This is a genomic window from Shewanella sp. SNU WT4 (assembly GCF_006494715.1).
Taxonomy (GTDB): domain Bacteria; phylum Pseudomonadota; class Gammaproteobacteria; order Enterobacterales; family Shewanellaceae; genus Shewanella.
Genome location: NZ_CP041151.1, coordinates 176,979 through 191,753, shown reverse-complemented (window position 1 = coordinate 191,753; position 14,775 = coordinate 176,979). Strand labels below are relative to the sequence as shown.

Genomic DNA, 14,775 nt, shown 5'->3' with positions numbered 1-14,775 from the left:
AGGGGAAAACAGAACAATGAAAAACTTCCAGTTTCGACGCAAGCTAGTAGCGACCATGCTCGCTGGCGCGGCGATGTTATCGTCGCCAGCTTGGTCTGAACAATATGCTGCCAATTTCAAAGGCACAGACATTAAAGAGTTTATCAATATCGTGGGTAAGAACCTCGATAAAACCATCATTGTTGACCCGACTGTGCGTGGCAAGATTGATGTCCGCAGTTATGACATGCTCAACGATGAGCAGTATTTCCAGTTTTTCCTGAACGTGTTGCAGGTTTATGGCTACGCCATTGTTGAGATGGAAAACAATGTCTTGAAAGTCGTGAAGGACAAGGACGCTAAAGTGTCTGCCATTCGCGTGGCCGATGATGCTGCGCCGGGTGTGGGTGATGAACTCGTGACGCGCATAGTGCCCTTGTATAACACTGAAGCTAAGCAGTTAGCGCCATTATTGCGTCAACTTAACGATAACGCCGGTGGCGGCAACGTAGTTAACTACGACCCATCGAATGTGTTGATGCTGACAGGCCGCGCGGCTGTGGTGAATAAGTTAGTTGAGATAGTGCAGCGCGTTGATAAGCAAGGCGATACTGAAACTCAAGTGGTTAAGCTTAAGCATGCCTCTGCCGGTGAAATCGTGCGTATTATCGACAGTTTATATCGCACCAGTGGCAATCAAGCTCAGTTACCAGGGCAAGCGCCTAAAGTGGTGGCCGATGAGCGCATGAATGCTGTGATTGTGAGTGGCGATTTAAAAAGCCGCGAGCGCGTAGTGAGCCTGATTAAAAATCTGGATGCCGAGCAAGCTAGCAGTGGTAATACCAAGGTGCGTTATTTGCGTTATGCCAACGCCGAAGATTTAGTGACAGTATTAACGGGGTTTGCTGAAAAACTGCAGCAAAACCAAGAGGGCGGCGCTCCAGGTAACGGCGGTAATAACCGCGCCCGCAACGAAATCAACATCATGGCGCATACAGATACCAATGCGTTAGTGATCAGTGCCGATCCTGAGCAAATGCGCACACTTGAAAGTGTAATAAATCAGCTCGATATTCGCCGCGCACAAGTCTTAGTTGAAGCCATTATTGTGGAAGTTGCCGAAGGCGATGATGTTGGCTTTGGTATTCAATGGGCTACGACCGCAGGCGGTGGTACTCAGTTTAATAACTTAGGCCCAACCATTGGTGAAATTGGCGCCGGTATTTGGCAAGCCCAAGGTGAAGAAGGCTCGAAAGTGTGTGACGGTACAATATGTACTGAAAATCCACCTAAGCGCGGTGACATTACCTTATTGGCGCAGGCGTTAGGTAAAGTGAACGGCATGGCGTGGGGCGTTACTATGGGTGACTTTGGCGCGCTGATTCAAGCGGTGTCGAGTGATACTAATTCCAACGTACTGGCCACACCTTCTATCACTACCTTAGATAACCAAGAAGCGTCATTTATTGTCGGTGATGAAGTGCCGGTATTAACTGGCTCGCAAAACTCATCAAACGGTAACTCTAACCCTTTCCAAACCGTGGAGCGTAAAGAGGTCGGGGTTAAGCTTAAAGTAGTGCCACAAATTAACGAAGGCACCTCGGTTAAGCTCACCATTGAGCAAGAAGTCTCTGGCATTAACGGTAAAACCGGTGTCGACGTAACTTTCGCAACCCGCCGTTTAACTACCACTGTGATGGCTGACTCAGGTCAAATCGTAGTGCTAGGTGGTTTGATTAACGAAGAAGTGCAAGAAAGCGTGCAAAAAGTTCCTTTTTTGGGTGACATTCCGATTATTGGTCACTTATTTAAATCATCGTCATCGGGCCGCAAAAAGAAAAACCTGATGGTGTTTATTAAGCCCACCATTATTCGTGATGGCATTACTATGGAAGGCATTGCCGGCCGTAAGTACAACTATTTCAGAGCCTTGCAGTTAGAGCAGCAAGAGCGCGGCGTTAACTTAATGCCAAACACTAATGTGCCTATCCTTGAAGAGTGGGATCAAGCCGAATATTTACCCGATGAAGTGAATGCGATTTTAGAGCGTTACAAAGAGGGTAAAGGCTTAGCAACGCCTATGCGTCAGACTGATGGCACCTTAAAAGTGTTAGACGAAAACAAACAAAAAGATAAAGTCGATGAGTGATATTCAGCCAATCTCTGGGCTTGCGACTGAGCTTGCCGACGTTAACCAAGACTTGCTGTCAGAGGCCGATATTGATGCGGCCTATGTTAGCAACAGTCGCGACCGTTTGCCGTTTGCTTTCGCCCATCGCTTTGGGGTGACCTTAGATAAGCAAGACGACAAGCTCACCTTGTTTCATCGTAACGATACGTCGCTGGCAGTCTTGCTAGAAGTGCGCCGCTACTCAGGGCGTACCTTGCCCTTGGTTGCTCTACACGATGATGCCTTTGAAGCTAGGTTAACCGCCGCTTATCAAGCTAACTCTTCTGAAGCGCAGCAATTAATGGAAGACATAGGCAATGAGATGGACTTGTTCACCTTAGCCGAAGAAATGCCGCAAACCGAAGACTTGCTGGAAGGTGATGACGACGCGCCTATCATTCGTTTAATCAATGCCTTGTTATCGGAAGCTATTAAAGAAGAAGCCTCAGATATTCACATTGAAACCTATGAAAAACAGCTCATTGTTCGCTTCCGTGTCGATGGCATTTTAAAAGAAGTGCTTAAGCCTAATCGCAAGCTGTCATCCTTGTTGGTGTCGCGTATTAAGGTTATGGCAAGGCTTGATATCGCCGAAAAACGGGTGCCGCAAGATGGCCGCATTTCATTGCGTATTGGTGGCCGCGCGGTGGATGTGCGAGTATCGACTATGCCATCAAGTCATGGCGAGCGGGTAGTGCTGCGTTTGCTTGATAAAAACGCCGGCAATCTTGATTTAAAACAGTTAGGTATGACCGAAGGTGTGCGGGTGCGCTTTGATGCGCTTATTCGTAAACCCCATGGCATCTTATTGGTGACCGGTCCCACCGGCTCAGGTAAAAGTACCACACTTTACGCGGGCTTAACTGAGATTAACTCTAAAGATACTAACATCTTAACAGTTGAAGACCCGATAGAATATGAGCTGCATGGCATAGGTCAGACACAGGTTAATACTAAGGTTGATATGACCTTCGCCCGCGGTCTGCGCGCGATTTTGCGTCAAGATCCTGATGTGGTGATGATAGGTGAAATCCGTGACTTAGAAACCGCGCAAATTGCGGTGCAAGCCTCGTTAACTGGTCACTTAGTGATTTCGACCTTGCATACCAATACCGCCTCTGGCGCCATTACTCGTTTGCAAGATATGGGGGTTGAGCCTTTCTTAGTGTCATCGAGTTTACTCGGGGTGCTGGCGCAGCGCTTAATTCGTACCTTATGCCATGAATGTAAGTTGCCCCACACCGCCGATGTGCGTGAGCGTCAGTTACTTGGCATTGAAGAGGATGCCAGCGATGTCGTGATTTATCGCGCCAATGGCTGCGCCGCTTGTGGTCACAATGGTTATCGTGGCCGTACTGGTATCCATGAGTTATTAGTGGTTGACGATCATATTCGTGAGCTCATCCACAGTGGTCGCGGCGAGCTTGCCATTGAAAAGCATTTGCGTAAACAAACGCCGAGTATTCGTCATGATGGCATGAGCAAGGTGCTTGCTGGCGCGACTACCTTAGAAGAAGTGCTGCGCGTTACGCGCGAGGAATAATAGGTGCCGGCATTTGAATATAAGGCGCTCACTAAACAAGGCGCCCAGAAAAAAGGGGTGATAGAGGCCGACAGTGCTCGTCATGCCCGTAGTCAGCTGCGCGATCAACAGTTGATGCCGTTAGACATTCAACCAATTGCGGCCAAAGAAACCCGCACTCGTCAAAGCTTTAGCTGGTTTAAGCCTAAGGTTTCTGTGGCTGAACTGGCATTGATCACTCGCCAAATTGCGACCTTAGTGGCCGCGGGTATTCCCATTGAAGAAACCCTTAAAGCCGTCGGTCAGCAGTGTGAAAAAGCGCGCTTAGCTAGCTTAATCATGGCGGTGCGTTCGCGCGTGGTGGAAGGTTACTCGCTAGCGGATTCCATGGCTGAGTATCCTCATGTGTTTGATGATTTGTACCGCGCCATGGTGGCCTCTGGTGAAAAGTCGGGTCACTTAGAAGTTGTGCTTAATCGTTTGGCAGATTACACCGAGCGGCGCCAACAGCTTAAATCTAAACTGACCCAGGCCATGATCTATCCCATCATGCTGACCTTAGTGGCCATAGGTGTGATATCGATTTTGTTGGTAGCAGTAGTGCCAGAAGTGGTCGGCCAGTTTCAGCACATGGGGCAAGAGTTACCGACTGCGACGCGCATCTTGATTGCGGCGTCTGACTTTATGCAAAGCTATGGCCTAGCTATGGTGGGCTTAATCCTTGGTGGCAGTTTATTAATGCAAAAGCTGCTGCAAAAGCCCTTGTTTAAAATGAAGTATCATACCTTGTTGCTGAAAATGCCCGTGGTGGGCAAGGTCAGCAAAGGGGTAAATACCGCCCGTTTTGCCCGGACGTTAAGTATTTTATCGGCAAGTTCTGTGCCTTTACTTGAGGGCATGCGCATTGCCTGCGACGTACTGCAAAATGTGCGGGTGCGCGAAGCGGTGGAAGATGCCACGGCGCGGGTGCGAGAAGGAACTAGCTTAGGCGCGGCGCTTGGCAATACTAAGCTGTTCCCACCTATGATGCTGTACATGATAGCGTCCGGTGAAAAGAGTGGTCAGTTAGAGCAGATGCTAGAGCGCGCTGCAGATAACCAAGACAATGAGTTTGAAGCCAACGTCAATATTGCCTTAGGGGTGTTTGAACCTATGTTGGTAGTGTCTATGGCGGCGGTAGTGCTATTTATTGTGCTCGCGATTTTGCAGCCGATATTAGCCCTTAACAATATGATTAGTGGATAGTGATGTTATTTGGCCTCAGGCCTTTTTTGGAGAAGTAATCAATGCAAAGAAATACAAGACAACAGGGCTTCACCTTACTGGAAGTCATGGTCGTTATTGTGATTTTAGGTATTTTGGCATCCATGGTGGTTCCAAACCTTATGGGTAACAAAGAGAAAGCCGACCAACAGAAAGCTGTGTCCGACATAGTTGCGCTGGAAAACTCGCTCGACATGTACAAGTTAGATAACAGTATTTATCCAACCACAGAGCAAGGCTTAGATGCCTTAGTGCAAAAGCCAAGTGGTTCACCTGAGCCGCGCAATTATCGTAACGAAGGTTACCTTAAGCGTTTGCCACAAGACCCATGGCGCAACGACTACTTGTTATTAAGCCCGGGCGAAAATGGCAAGATTGATGTGTTCAGTGTGGGCCCTGATGGCCAAGCGGGTACTGAAGATGACATAGGCAACTGGAATTTACAGAAATTTCAGTAATGGCTAATTCTCGCCACCTAGGCTTTACCTTGCTAGAAGTGCTGCTGGTGGTCCTGTTAATGGGGATTGCCGCCAGCGCTGTTACTTTGTCCCTTGGTAGTAACGGCCCGCAGCAACAACTAGATAAGCATGCCAACCAGTTTATGACGGCCGTGCGCGTGGTGCTGGATGAAGCCATACTCAACGGCCAGTTTTTGGGGGTGGTGGTCGCGCCTGACAGCTATGAATTTGTGGTCTTTCATGAGGATAAGTGGCAAGTTCTCGAGAAAGACCGGCTCTTGAGTAAGCGTGAATTAGAGCCAGAAGTACAGCTTGATGTGATTGTTGAAGGCATGCCGCTTATCCAAGACGATGAACAAGATGATTCTTGGTTTGAAGAGCCATTTAAAGAGGCTGATGCCGGCTTTGAGCAAGATAAAAAACAGCCAGAGCCACAAATATTATTATTTCCTAGCGGTGAAGTGACGGCCTTTGAAGTGATTTTCTCCACTCGCGGTGATAGCAAAGAGCTTATTCAAGCCAAAGTGTTTGCCGACAGTTTAGGCCGAGTGAGTCGGGAGTCCTTGAGTGAAATTTAATAAGGGGATGACCTTATTGGAAGTCATGGTCGCGCTTGGTATTTTTGCGGTGGCGGCGCTCGCTATTACCAAAAGCTTGGGCGACTTGATGGCCAACATGCCGATTTTAGAAGAGCGTACTCAAGCCCAATGGGTGGCTGACAATCAAATGGTCGATGCGCGATTAGAACCCAACTTTTTGCCTATCGGCAAGAAAGAAGGCACAGAAGAGTTAGCTGGCAAAGAGTGGTTTTGGCGCCGCGAAATAGTCAAAACTACCGATGATAACTTTCGCATGATCCGTATCAGTGTGAGTGATGACCGCCGTTTTGATAGGGTTCATGCCCAAGTGAGTAGTTATGTGGCTAACCCAGACTTATAAGCGCAATCTAGCCGGCTTTACCTTGCTGGAAATGCTAATTGCCATCGCGATTTTTGCCTTGTTGGGTTTAGCGTCCAATACAGTGCTGCAAGCTGTGATGAAAAATAATGAAGTCACCAAAGACTTTGCTAAGCATTTGCAAGGCTTACAAATAGGCTTTGGTGCCATTGCCCGTGACTTGCAACAAATGGTGCCGCGCCATCCAAGGGGCGCCGATGGTAGTCGCAGTAATACTGTGCTGCAAACCGGTAAAGGCTTATTAGATTCTGATGATGAAGCCTTAGTGTTTTACCGCTTAGGCTGGTTAAATCCTAATGGCTTATTGCCAAGGGGCAGCATTCAGGCCATTGCCTATGTGTTAGTGGAAGGGCGCTTAGAGCGCTGGCATTTTCCGTACCCAGATCCAGAAATCGGTACTGAGCCCGTAAAAACCGTGTTGATGGATAAGGTCTTAGCCGTAAATTATGCCTTTTATATCAATGATGCTTGGCAAACTAAGATAGATGGCAATCAAATGCCACTGGCCATTGCCATCTCAGTTGAGCAAGAAGGCTATGGCATTATTCAGCGTAAGTTTTTACTGCCGGAAAACTCATTAGTTAAAAATGATGCCCCAAATAATGACGGTAATGATGCCAACCCTAATGATGGCAACCAGGACGATACCGATCAAAATGGCTCGGGTAGCAATGATACCGATTATAACGGCAATGCCTCAGGCGGTGATGCTGAGGGAGACACTAATACATGAGGCGCGAAGGCATTAAGCGCAGAGACATTAAGCGCACAGTCATTAAGCCCTTATCAACCAAGGGCATTGGCGCTAAACGCCAGTCTGGTGTCGCCTTATTAGTGGTGTTGCTGATAGTCGTGATATTGGCCTCGTTAGCCACAGACATTAGCTCGCGCAATCAATTAGAAGTGCGGCGGACCTTAAATTTGGCGCAATATGATCAAGCCTATTGGTATGCCATGAGCGCCGAACAGCTAGTGAAAAAGGTACTAAAACAAGATCTTGATGACAGCGATGGCACAGTGCATTTGCAGCAATACTGGGCATTAGCCGATGTAGTGTTTCCGGCGGAGCATGGGCAGATCTCAGGCAAGATCACTGACATGCGCTCTTGTTTTAACCTTAATGCCTTGTCGCAGCAGACTAAAGAAGTTGAGAACGGCGCGCCTAAAATGCCCTTGCCCACTCGCCAGTTTCAAGCCTTGTTAGTGGCGTTAGGCATGGATGAATATAGCGCCGAACGTTTAAGTCATAACCTTAAAGATTATGTGGATGCCGATGATATGGTAAGCCCATCGGGCGCGGAAGATGCTGAATATGAAGCGCGAACTGTGCCTTATCGCGCTGCTAATAATCTATTGCAGCATCGCAGTGAATTACGAGCTGTCATTGGCTTTACCCAAGATATTTATCAGAAGTTGCAGCCTTATGTGTGCGCCATTCCAGGCGATGATCGGCAGTTACTGAACGTTAATACCTTGCAAGCAGAACAAGCGCCATTGCTTGCTGCCATGTTAGACAATCAAATTTCTGTGGGCGAGGCGCAAAACATTATTGGTCAGCGCCCCAATGGCGGTTTTGAGAAGATAACCGAGTTTTGGGAGATAGGCTCAGTGTCTAATCTGCAGCAAAATGATGTGATGAAGTCGAGCATAGTCGTCGATAGCCAGTACTTCTTGTTGCAGGCTGGGGCCAAGGTCGATGATGCCGTATTTTTAATGGACACAGTATTTAAGCGACAAAGCGGCAATAAGATGGCGGTGATAGCCCGTCAATTTGGTGGACAAAAATAACAATCTTGCACCAATGCAGGAGTGGAGAATAAACGTGAGTGAACGCCTGATAATACGTCTAGGCATAGATGATGCGAGCCCTTGCCATTGGTTGATTTGGTCAGCCGCGGTCAATGAAGTGATCGCCTCTGGTGTTCTGGCAACGCCTGCGCAGTTAACCACTATTAGCGAGCATGCCGCTCATCGCCCCGTTGACGTATTAGTGTCATCGGCGGGCTTAACTTTGACCCAAGTGCATTTGCCGCTTAAAGGTCAGCGTCAGGCGCTAAAGGCCTTACCTTTTATGCTGGAAGAAAACCTAGCGGGTAATGTGGATGATATGCATTTTGTGCCATCGGCTCGTGATGGTGATTTACTTGGCGTAGTGGCCGTAAGTCATCAGCAAATGCAACTTTGGCTCACTTGGCTGACAGATGCCGGCATTACAGCGCGAAGCTTATTGGCCGATAGCTTATGCCTGCCATTGGTGGATGGCTGTAATTGGAGTGCCATGGCCTTTGGCGATCAATTATTGCTGCGCACCAATCAAGCCTTAGGCTTTGAATTACCTAACTCTTGGGTACCTTTGGCGTGGGCTAAATTGACTGCCAAAGTAACTGAGCCGCCAGTTGTAGCCTGCTTTACTGAGTTAGCGTTACCGAATTGCGAGATGCGTGAGCAGCCCCTTGAATTACCTATGCAAGTGCTGGTTTCAGGCATAGCCAGTGCCACTGGCAACTTACTCACAGGTGCTTACAAGCCGCAAAAACACTATGGCGCCGCCTTAAAACGGTGGATCCCAGTAGCGGCTATGGTGCTGCTGGCGCTGGTGTTGTTCTTAGTGGATAAAGGCGTGTCGATTTATCGCCTGAATCAGCAGGCTGAGCAAGTCGAGCAGCAAGTTCAAACCATTTTCACCAAGATGGTGCCAGGCAGTAGCCGCATAGTGAATTTGCGTAATCAGCTCGGTGGCGAGCTACGTAAATTGCAAGGCCAAGGCGGTGGCGGCCAGCTATTTGCTATGTTGAGTGAGCTTGAACCTGTGTTTAAGGCCGTGCCAACCCTTAAGCCGAGTGGTTTGCGGTTTGATAGTCAGCGCAGTGAGTTGCGCTTACAAGTCACCGCCGGCAGTTATGGGCAAATCGAGAAGTTTCGCGAGTTAGCCAGTAAATATTTCAAGGTTGAAGCCGGCGCCATGAATAGCGCGGAACAGTCGGTGACCAGTACCCTGACCTTGAGGAGAATGTAATGCAACAGAGCTTAATGAACTGGTGGGAATCACTCGTGCAGCGTGAGCGCCAAATGGTCGCCGCGGCGGCGGTTATGGTAGTCATCGGCATAGGTTATTGGGGTGTATGGAGTCCAATTAATAATGCTCTGCAAGACGCCGAGCAGCGTTTGCACACCCAGCAGCAAAATTTGCAGTATGTTAAAACCACGGCCAATCAAATCACCGCCTTGCGACAAGCGGGTGCTAAGGGCGGCAATCGCGGTAGCATCAGCAATATAGTCACTAAAACCGCGGGCGACTTCCAGCTTGAAATTAGCCGGATGCAGCCACAAGGTAAGTCGATTCAATTGTGGATGGATGATGTGCCTTTTAATACCTTAATGAGTTTTCTCGATAACCTAGTGCAAGAGCAAGGCTTGTCTCTTGATAGCTTAGATATCAATGAGACAGATGCCCCTGGCGTTGTACAGGTGCGTCGAATCCAGCTGTCGCAATAAGGAACATGCTTTGAAAGTGCTTAAGAAACTAGTCGTGTTTGTCCTGCTGTATCTAGTGTTTATGGTGACCTTGTTTCCAGCCAATGTCGCTATTTCTTGGCTGACGCTGCCCAAAAATATCTCGCTCTCAGGCGTGAGCGGTAGTGTGTGGGCAGGCAAGATAGCGCAGGCGAATATCGATGGTCGCCAACTAGATAATTTGAGCTGGCAATTATTACCCGCGCAATTACTAAAAGGCCAAGCGGCGGCAGAAATCATCATAGGTAACCGCGCTTCAGCGGTAAATGGTAAGGCGTGGCTGGGTTATAGCGCGGCGGGCTTAGCCCTTAAAGATGTCAGAATCGAAGCGCCACTTAAATGGATAATAGGTAATACGCGTTTGCCGTTTCGCGCCGAAGCGCAGGGCGATATTACTGTGATGCTCGCAGGCTTTAAGCAAGGCACGCCTTGGTGCGAAGCGCTTGATGGCAAGGCCTTTGCCTCCGACTTACAAGTTAATAACCAGTTTGGCAAGTATCCATTAGGTGAGTTACAAGTGGCCATGAGTTGCACCGATGGCCAAGTGCAAGTAGCTATGGATGAAGCCACCAATGGCCTTGGGATCTCTGGGACTGCCGTTGTTGGTGACAAGATGCAACTAGTGCTAGATGCCAAGATACGTGAAACAGATACCATGCCAAGCGATCTTAAAAAAGCCTTGAGCTTCTTAGGCCGCAGCGATGATATGGGTTATTACCCGCTTAAATTTAATGGCCGCATTCCTGGGCTGTAATTTAATCATGTAGAGACTCTAGGCAAGGCTAACCCTTTGCCTAGAGGTCTTAAACCAAAATCAATATTTCATTCAAACCATTCAAACACTTATCGCAGACTCAGTATCTAGCCATTGGCGCTAAGTAGCGGTGGCAGTAATACCTGATAATCACTGATCGCCATAAAATCTGTCATCATTTGTGGCGCCTTGTGGGAGTCTGGATTAGTAATTCCGAGCTGAAAACCAATCCCCGCCGCCTTAGCTGCCGCTAAGATTCTGGGGCTGTCATCAATAAATAGGCAGCGCTCTGGCACCAAGTCAAACGCCTTAATGGCATATTGCCAAAACTCAGGACACTCTTTTGCAAAGCCAGTATTATGACTTGAAAGCTGACCCTCCAACTCTGTCCCTAAGCCGGTGTGGGCTAATTTGAGCGCTAAGTTATCTGGATGCGCGTTAGTGAGTAAGATTCGGCGTTTATTGGTCTGCTTTAAGGCTATTAAAAAAGGTAAGCTGTCTTGGCGCCATTGAATTTTTGCTGCGGCTTCATGATGCAGGGCTAAAATATCTAAGCCTAAAGCATTGCTCCAATAATCTAGGCAATACCAATCTAATGTTCCAGCCACTTGCTGGTAAGCGTTATCAACTAAGGCATGGGCTGCAGTTAGCGATATTTGATGTTTAGCGCTTAGGGCTTGCGGTACTAATTGCTGCCAAATGCAGTTGTCATAGTGCAGGTCAAGCAAGGTACCATCCATGTCTAATAACACAGTATCAATTTGTTGCCATGGAAACATAGGTGTCCTTTGTGATGATCTAGATATTTTCAGTTGTGCAATAGCAGCAGCATAGTAAGATTAGCTAGCAAAAGATAACTCAATTTACCCAGCTCATTAGAGGACGCTATGAGTTCAAGGCAAAAGCCAGAAATTCTCCATAGGCAAGTCGTTGCTCATAGTCGTTTGTTTAAGATTGAGCAAATTCATCTTAAGTTCTCTAATCAAGTGGAGCGCGTGTATGAGCGCATGGCAGGTGGCAGCCGCGGCGCCGTAATGGTCGTTCCCATATTAGGTGATGAGCTGTTACTGGGGCGAGAATATGCAGCTGGCACAGATAATTATGAGCTAGGCTTCCCTAAGGGCTTAATTGACCCTGGTGAAGATGCTATTACTGCTGCCAATCGTGAGTTGCAAGAAGAAATAGGTTATCAAGCAGGGCGCTTAACCTTGCTAAAAGAGCTATCCCTCGCGCCCGGTTATTTTTCCAGTAAGATGCAGATTTTTTTGGCGCAAGACTTAAGCCCAAGCAAGTTAGAAGGCGATGAGCCTGAGCCCATTGAAATAGAAACTTGCCCATTGGCGCAGTGGGAGCAGCTGTTAGACAATCCCGACTTTACCGAATCCAGAAGCGTGAGCGCCTTATTTTTAGCGCTTAAGCATCTTAACCATGAGTCTTAATACTCAAGTAGATTAACCCGTCCTATTTTGTGTGAGGTTAAGCGGTTTTGCATTGGCCCTTAACCACTGGAGTAAGCATGCAACCAGAACAATGGCTTGAAGCCGTGATTGAGATAGCCAGTGATGCGGCATCAACAATCAAAGCTATCTATCTTGATGGCTGTTTTGAGCAACAAACTAAACTGGATAACACGCCAGTGACCTCGGCAGACCTTGCTGCGCATCAGTTAATTACCACTCGCCTTAAGGCGTTAACGCCTGATATTCCAGTGATTTCTGAAGAAGACAGTCATCTTCCGCTATCAATGCGTGAACACTGGCCGCGTTACTGGCTGGTGGACCCATTAGATGGCACTGGCGAGTTTATTGCTGGCAGTGGTGATTTCTCGGTGATCATTGCTTTGGTTGAACATAACCGCCCGATCATGGGGGTAGTGTATGTGCCTATGACTGATGTGTGTTACTACGCCATTGCTGGCCTTGGCGCTTATAAGCGCGCCGCCAATCAAGAAATCCGCATTCAAACTCGCACCCTAGCGCAAGGCCAAAAGAGCAATATGTGCTTGGCCGTGAGTCGCCGCCAAGATCCGCAGTCAGTGCTTAAGTTATTTTCTAACCCTAATCATTGTGAGTTAGTCGTCATGGGCGGCGCCGCCCTTAAAGCTTGCTTAGTGGCTGAAGGGCGCGCCGATTGTTATGTACGAGTTGGTCCCACAGGTGAGTGGGATACAGGTGCGGCGCAAATTATTGTTGAAGAAGCGGGTGGCCAAATCATGGATATCAGCTTGTCACCCTTGAGTTACAACGAAAGAGAAACCATGGAAAACCCTAATTTCATCGTAGTAGGCATGCCGTCTTTACCTTGGGATGAAATATTGCAGGAGCAATAAGTGACGAATATTTTTTTACCTGTGGCCGAAAAATCGGATCTCGCAGCAATTTTTGCGCTAGAGCAGCAAGTGTTTGGCCATCATTCTTATCCTGACTTTTTCTTTCGCCAAGTGTTTGATTGCTGGCATGATGGCCTAGTGCTGGCAAAAGATGAGCAGGCTAACTTAGTCGGTTATCAATTAGCGGTGAGGGCATCGGATCCTAAAGATTATTGGATTTTATCCTTAGCCGTCGCCACCTCTTATCAAGGCCGCGGCATAGGTAAGCAACTAATTAATGCGGGTATTGCTAAGGCGCCTGCTGGAGTTGAGCGCATCTTATTAACTGTGTCACCCACTAACCCCGCGCGCCACATGTACGCTGCCCAAGGGTTTGTGGAAATAGCCTTTGAGGAGGACTATTTTGGCCCAGAGCAGGCGCGATTAGTGATGGCGCTGACGCTCACTTAAGTCCTTATCATCACGCGTTAAAGGATACACGGATGTTTTTCAGTCGACGTTTTTTTCCCTATTTTGTCGTGCAGTGCCTTGGCGCCCTTAATGATAATGTCTTTAAAAATACCCTGTTGTTAATGGTGGCTTGGGCCAGCATTAACGACTTGCCAATGCCTATCGACGTCTTTGTGAATTTAGCGGCCGCCTTATTTATCCTGCCATTTTTGTTGTTTTCAGCCCATGCGGGCTATATCGCCGATGGCCATGATAAGGCGTGGCTGATCCGCTGGCTTAAAGCCATAGAACTAGTGCTTATGTTAGCTGGCGCTGTGGCGATTATGACCCACAGCTATGTGTGGATGCTGGTGTTACTGTTTTTGATGGGCACCCAATCGGCTTATTTTGGCCCAGTAAAATACGCCTTATTACCGCAATCACTGGCAAGTAGTGAATTAGTGCGCGGCAATGCTTGGGTGGAGGTCGGCACCTTTCTTGCGATTTTAGCTGGCACTATTGGCGCTGGGATCATGATGGCAAGCAATCATGCTGCTGTGTTAAGTGCATCCGCCGTCGCTGTCTTTGGCGCCATAGGTTGGTTAGCCAGTTTAGCCATAGCGCCTTTACCGCCATTAGCGGCGGCAAGTGCTAACAGTCATCAAGGCTATTGGCGCTTATTACAAAGCGTTAAAGCGCAAAGCAATATCTTTACGGCAGTGCTTGGCATTAGCTGGTTTTGGTTTGTGGGCGCCATTTATCTTACTCAGTTTCCGAATTTCACCCGCTTATTTTTACATGCCAATCCTGGGGTGGTGTCATTACTGTTAGCGCTATTTTCCATTGGCATAGCTAGTGGCTCATTTATGTGCGTCAAGCTTGCTAAAGGGCAGATTGAATTAGGTTTATTGCCAATTGGCCTTTTGGGCTTAGCTGTATTCGGGCTGGATTTAGTCTGGGCAGTGCAGGGCGTAACCCCACTCGCTAATGGCGAGTTGTATGTTGCGAGCTACTTTATTCAAAGCAGCAGTCACTGGCGCTTAATGGTGGATTTATTCATGGTGGGGCTGAGTGGCGGCATTTATATTGTGCCGCTGTATAGCTTCATTCAAGCGGAGGCGCGGCCATCGGAGCGCGCGCAAGTGATAGCAGCGAATAATATTTTGAATGCCATCTTTATGATTGCCTCGGCCTTAGTAGCGATTGTGTTGCTGCAAGTGCTGGAACTTAGCATTGTGCAACTGTTTGCTATTACTGCGCTGCTTAATCTGCCAGTGATTTATTTACTGTGTTTAACTAAGCCCAAGTTTAAACGGGCGGCGCTGAGATATTTACGCGGAAGTAATCGCTAGATAAGTGCAAACAGCGGCAAAAATAACGCCCTCAGATGAGGGCGTTAGT

General features: G+C 48.0%; 16 protein-coding genes. 15 read left to right on the top strand and 1 reads right to left on the bottom strand.

Going from position 1 to position 14,775, the window contains the following annotated elements; genetic code table 11:
- The first annotated feature begins 16 nt into the window (after positions 1–16).
- From gspD to FJQ87_RS00730, 11 genes are read left to right on the top strand one after another with little or no spacing between them, the layout of a single operon-like run.
- Positions 17–2,128 carry a type II secretion system secretin GspD gene (gene gspD / locus FJQ87_RS00780; protein WP_140930067.1) on the top strand — a complete coding sequence of 704 codons (2,112 nt, stop codon included), beginning with the start codon at positions 17–19 and terminating at the stop codon, positions 2,126–2,128.
- The gene (gene gspE / locus FJQ87_RS00775; protein ID WP_140930066.1) at positions 2,121–3,692 is read left to right on the top strand and encodes a type II secretion system ATPase GspE; all 1,572 of its coding nucleotides are present in this window, start codon (positions 2,121–2,123) and stop codon (positions 3,690–3,692) included. Before gspD ends, gspE begins: the two co-directional genes overlap by 8 nt.
- Positions 3,693–3,695: 3 nt before the next feature.
- The gene (gene gspF, locus FJQ87_RS00770) at positions 3,696–4,916 is read left to right on the top strand and encodes a type II secretion system inner membrane protein GspF (RefSeq protein WP_140930065.1); all 1,221 of its coding nucleotides are present in this window, start codon (positions 3,696–3,698) and stop codon (positions 4,914–4,916) included.
- Between the two features lie 41 nt (positions 4,917–4,957).
- A complete protein-coding gene (gene gspG, locus FJQ87_RS00765) occupies positions 4,958–5,392 on the top strand; it encodes a type II secretion system major pseudopilin GspG (protein ID WP_140930064.1) in 435 nt (144 codons plus the stop codon).
- A complete protein-coding gene (gene gspH, locus FJQ87_RS00760) occupies positions 5,392–5,970 on the top strand; it encodes a type II secretion system minor pseudopilin GspH (protein WP_140930063.1) in 579 nt (192 codons plus the stop codon). The genes gspG and gspH overlap by 1 nt, the downstream gene beginning before the upstream one ends.
- Positions 5,960–6,331 carry a type II secretion system minor pseudopilin GspI gene (gene gspI / locus FJQ87_RS00755; protein ID WP_168195114.1) on the top strand — a complete coding sequence of 124 codons (372 nt, stop codon included), beginning with the start codon at positions 5,960–5,962 and terminating at the stop codon, positions 6,329–6,331. Before gspH ends, gspI begins: the two co-directional genes overlap by 11 nt.
- On the top strand, positions 6,309–7,082 hold the full coding sequence (gspJ, locus tag FJQ87_RS00750; RefSeq protein WP_140930062.1) for a type II secretion system minor pseudopilin GspJ: 774 nt from the start codon (positions 6,309–6,311) through the stop codon (positions 7,080–7,082). Before gspI ends, gspJ begins: the two co-directional genes overlap by 23 nt.
- Positions 7,079–8,137 carry a type II secretion system minor pseudopilin GspK gene (gene gspK / locus FJQ87_RS00745; RefSeq protein WP_140930061.1) on the top strand — a complete coding sequence of 353 codons (1,059 nt, stop codon included), beginning with the start codon at positions 7,079–7,081 and terminating at the stop codon, positions 8,135–8,137. The genes gspJ and gspK overlap by 4 nt, the downstream gene beginning before the upstream one ends.
- Positions 8,138–8,171: 34 nt before the next feature.
- Entirely contained in the window at positions 8,172–9,365 is a 1,194-nt protein-coding gene (gene gspL, locus FJQ87_RS00740) for a type II secretion system protein GspL (protein ID WP_140930060.1), read from the top strand.
- Positions 9,365–9,844: a type II secretion system protein M gene (locus FJQ87_RS00735; protein WP_140930059.1), complete on the top strand. Its 480-nt coding sequence runs from the start codon at positions 9,365–9,367 to the stop codon at positions 9,842–9,844. The genes gspL and FJQ87_RS00735 overlap by 1 nt, the downstream gene beginning before the upstream one ends.
- A 16-nt stretch (positions 9,845–9,860) precedes the next feature.
- Complete coding sequence (locus FJQ87_RS00730) at positions 9,861–10,616, top strand: type II secretion system protein N (protein ID WP_240778886.1); 756 nt, start codon at positions 9,861–9,863, stop codon at positions 10,614–10,616.
- Between the two features lie 107 nt (positions 10,617–10,723).
- Here the strand turns inward: FJQ87_RS00730 and yrfG are convergent, their stop codons facing one another.
- Complete coding sequence (gene yrfG / locus FJQ87_RS00725) at positions 10,724–11,395, bottom strand: GMP/IMP nucleotidase (RefSeq protein ID WP_140930057.1); 672 nt, start codon at positions 11,393–11,395, stop codon at positions 10,724–10,726.
- Positions 11,396–11,503: 108 nt separating this feature from the next.
- On the opposite strand from yrfG, the gene nudE reads away from it, so the two are divergent.
- The 4 genes from nudE (at position 11,504) to FJQ87_RS00705 (ending at position 14,726) form a co-directional block, all read left to right on the top strand.
- The gene (gene nudE, locus FJQ87_RS00720; RefSeq protein WP_140930056.1) at positions 11,504–12,055 is read left to right on the top strand and encodes an ADP compounds hydrolase NudE; all 552 of its coding nucleotides are present in this window, start codon (positions 11,504–11,506) and stop codon (positions 12,053–12,055) included.
- 77 nt (positions 12,056–12,132) lie between these two features.
- On the top strand, positions 12,133–12,945 hold the full coding sequence (gene cysQ, locus FJQ87_RS00715; protein ID WP_140930055.1) for a 3'(2'),5'-bisphosphate nucleotidase CysQ: 813 nt from the start codon (positions 12,133–12,135) through the stop codon (positions 12,943–12,945).
- The gene (locus FJQ87_RS00710; protein WP_240778787.1) at positions 12,946–13,395 is read left to right on the top strand and encodes an N-acetyltransferase; all 450 of its coding nucleotides are present in this window, start codon (positions 12,946–12,948) and stop codon (positions 13,393–13,395) included.
- Positions 13,396–13,427: 32 nt separating this feature from the next.
- Positions 13,428–14,726, top strand: coding sequence for an MFS transporter (locus tag FJQ87_RS00705; protein WP_140930054.1), 1,299 nt, complete (start codon positions 13,428–13,430; stop codon positions 14,724–14,726).
- Positions 14,727–14,775: the final 49 nt, after the last annotated feature.

Excerpts from the sequence above, each read along its gene's own strand:
- gspD (WP_140930067.1), top strand. The coding sequence starts at position 17 with ATGAAAAACTTCCAGTTTCGACGCAAGCTAGTAGCGACCATGCTCGCT.
- nudE (WP_140930056.1), top strand. The coding sequence starts at position 11,504 with ATGAGTTCAAGGCAAAAGCCAGAAATTCTCCATAGGCAAGTCGTTGCT.
- yrfG (WP_140930057.1), bottom strand. The coding sequence starts at position 11,395 with ATGTTTCCATGGCAACAAATTGATACTGTGTTATTAGACATGGATGGT.
- gspJ (WP_140930062.1), top strand. The coding sequence starts at position 6,309 with ATGTGGCTAACCCAGACTTATAAGCGCAATCTAGCCGGCTTTACCTTG.
- gspK (WP_140930061.1), top strand. The coding sequence starts at position 7,079 with ATGAGGCGCGAAGGCATTAAGCGCAGAGACATTAAGCGCACAGTCATT.
- FJQ87_RS00705 (WP_140930054.1), top strand. The coding sequence starts at position 13,428 with ATGTTTTTCAGTCGACGTTTTTTTCCCTATTTTGTCGTGCAGTGCCTT.
- FJQ87_RS00735 (WP_140930059.1), top strand. The coding sequence starts at position 9,365 with ATGCAACAGAGCTTAATGAACTGGTGGGAATCACTCGTGCAGCGTGAG.
- gspG (WP_140930064.1), top strand. The coding sequence starts at position 4,958 with ATGCAAAGAAATACAAGACAACAGGGCTTCACCTTACTGGAAGTCATG.
- cysQ (WP_140930055.1), top strand. The coding sequence starts at position 12,133 with ATGCAACCAGAACAATGGCTTGAAGCCGTGATTGAGATAGCCAGTGAT.
- gspH (WP_140930063.1), top strand. The coding sequence starts at position 5,392 with ATGGCTAATTCTCGCCACCTAGGCTTTACCTTGCTAGAAGTGCTGCTG.
- gspE (WP_140930066.1), top strand. The coding sequence starts at position 2,121 with ATGAGTGATATTCAGCCAATCTCTGGGCTTGCGACTGAGCTTGCCGAC.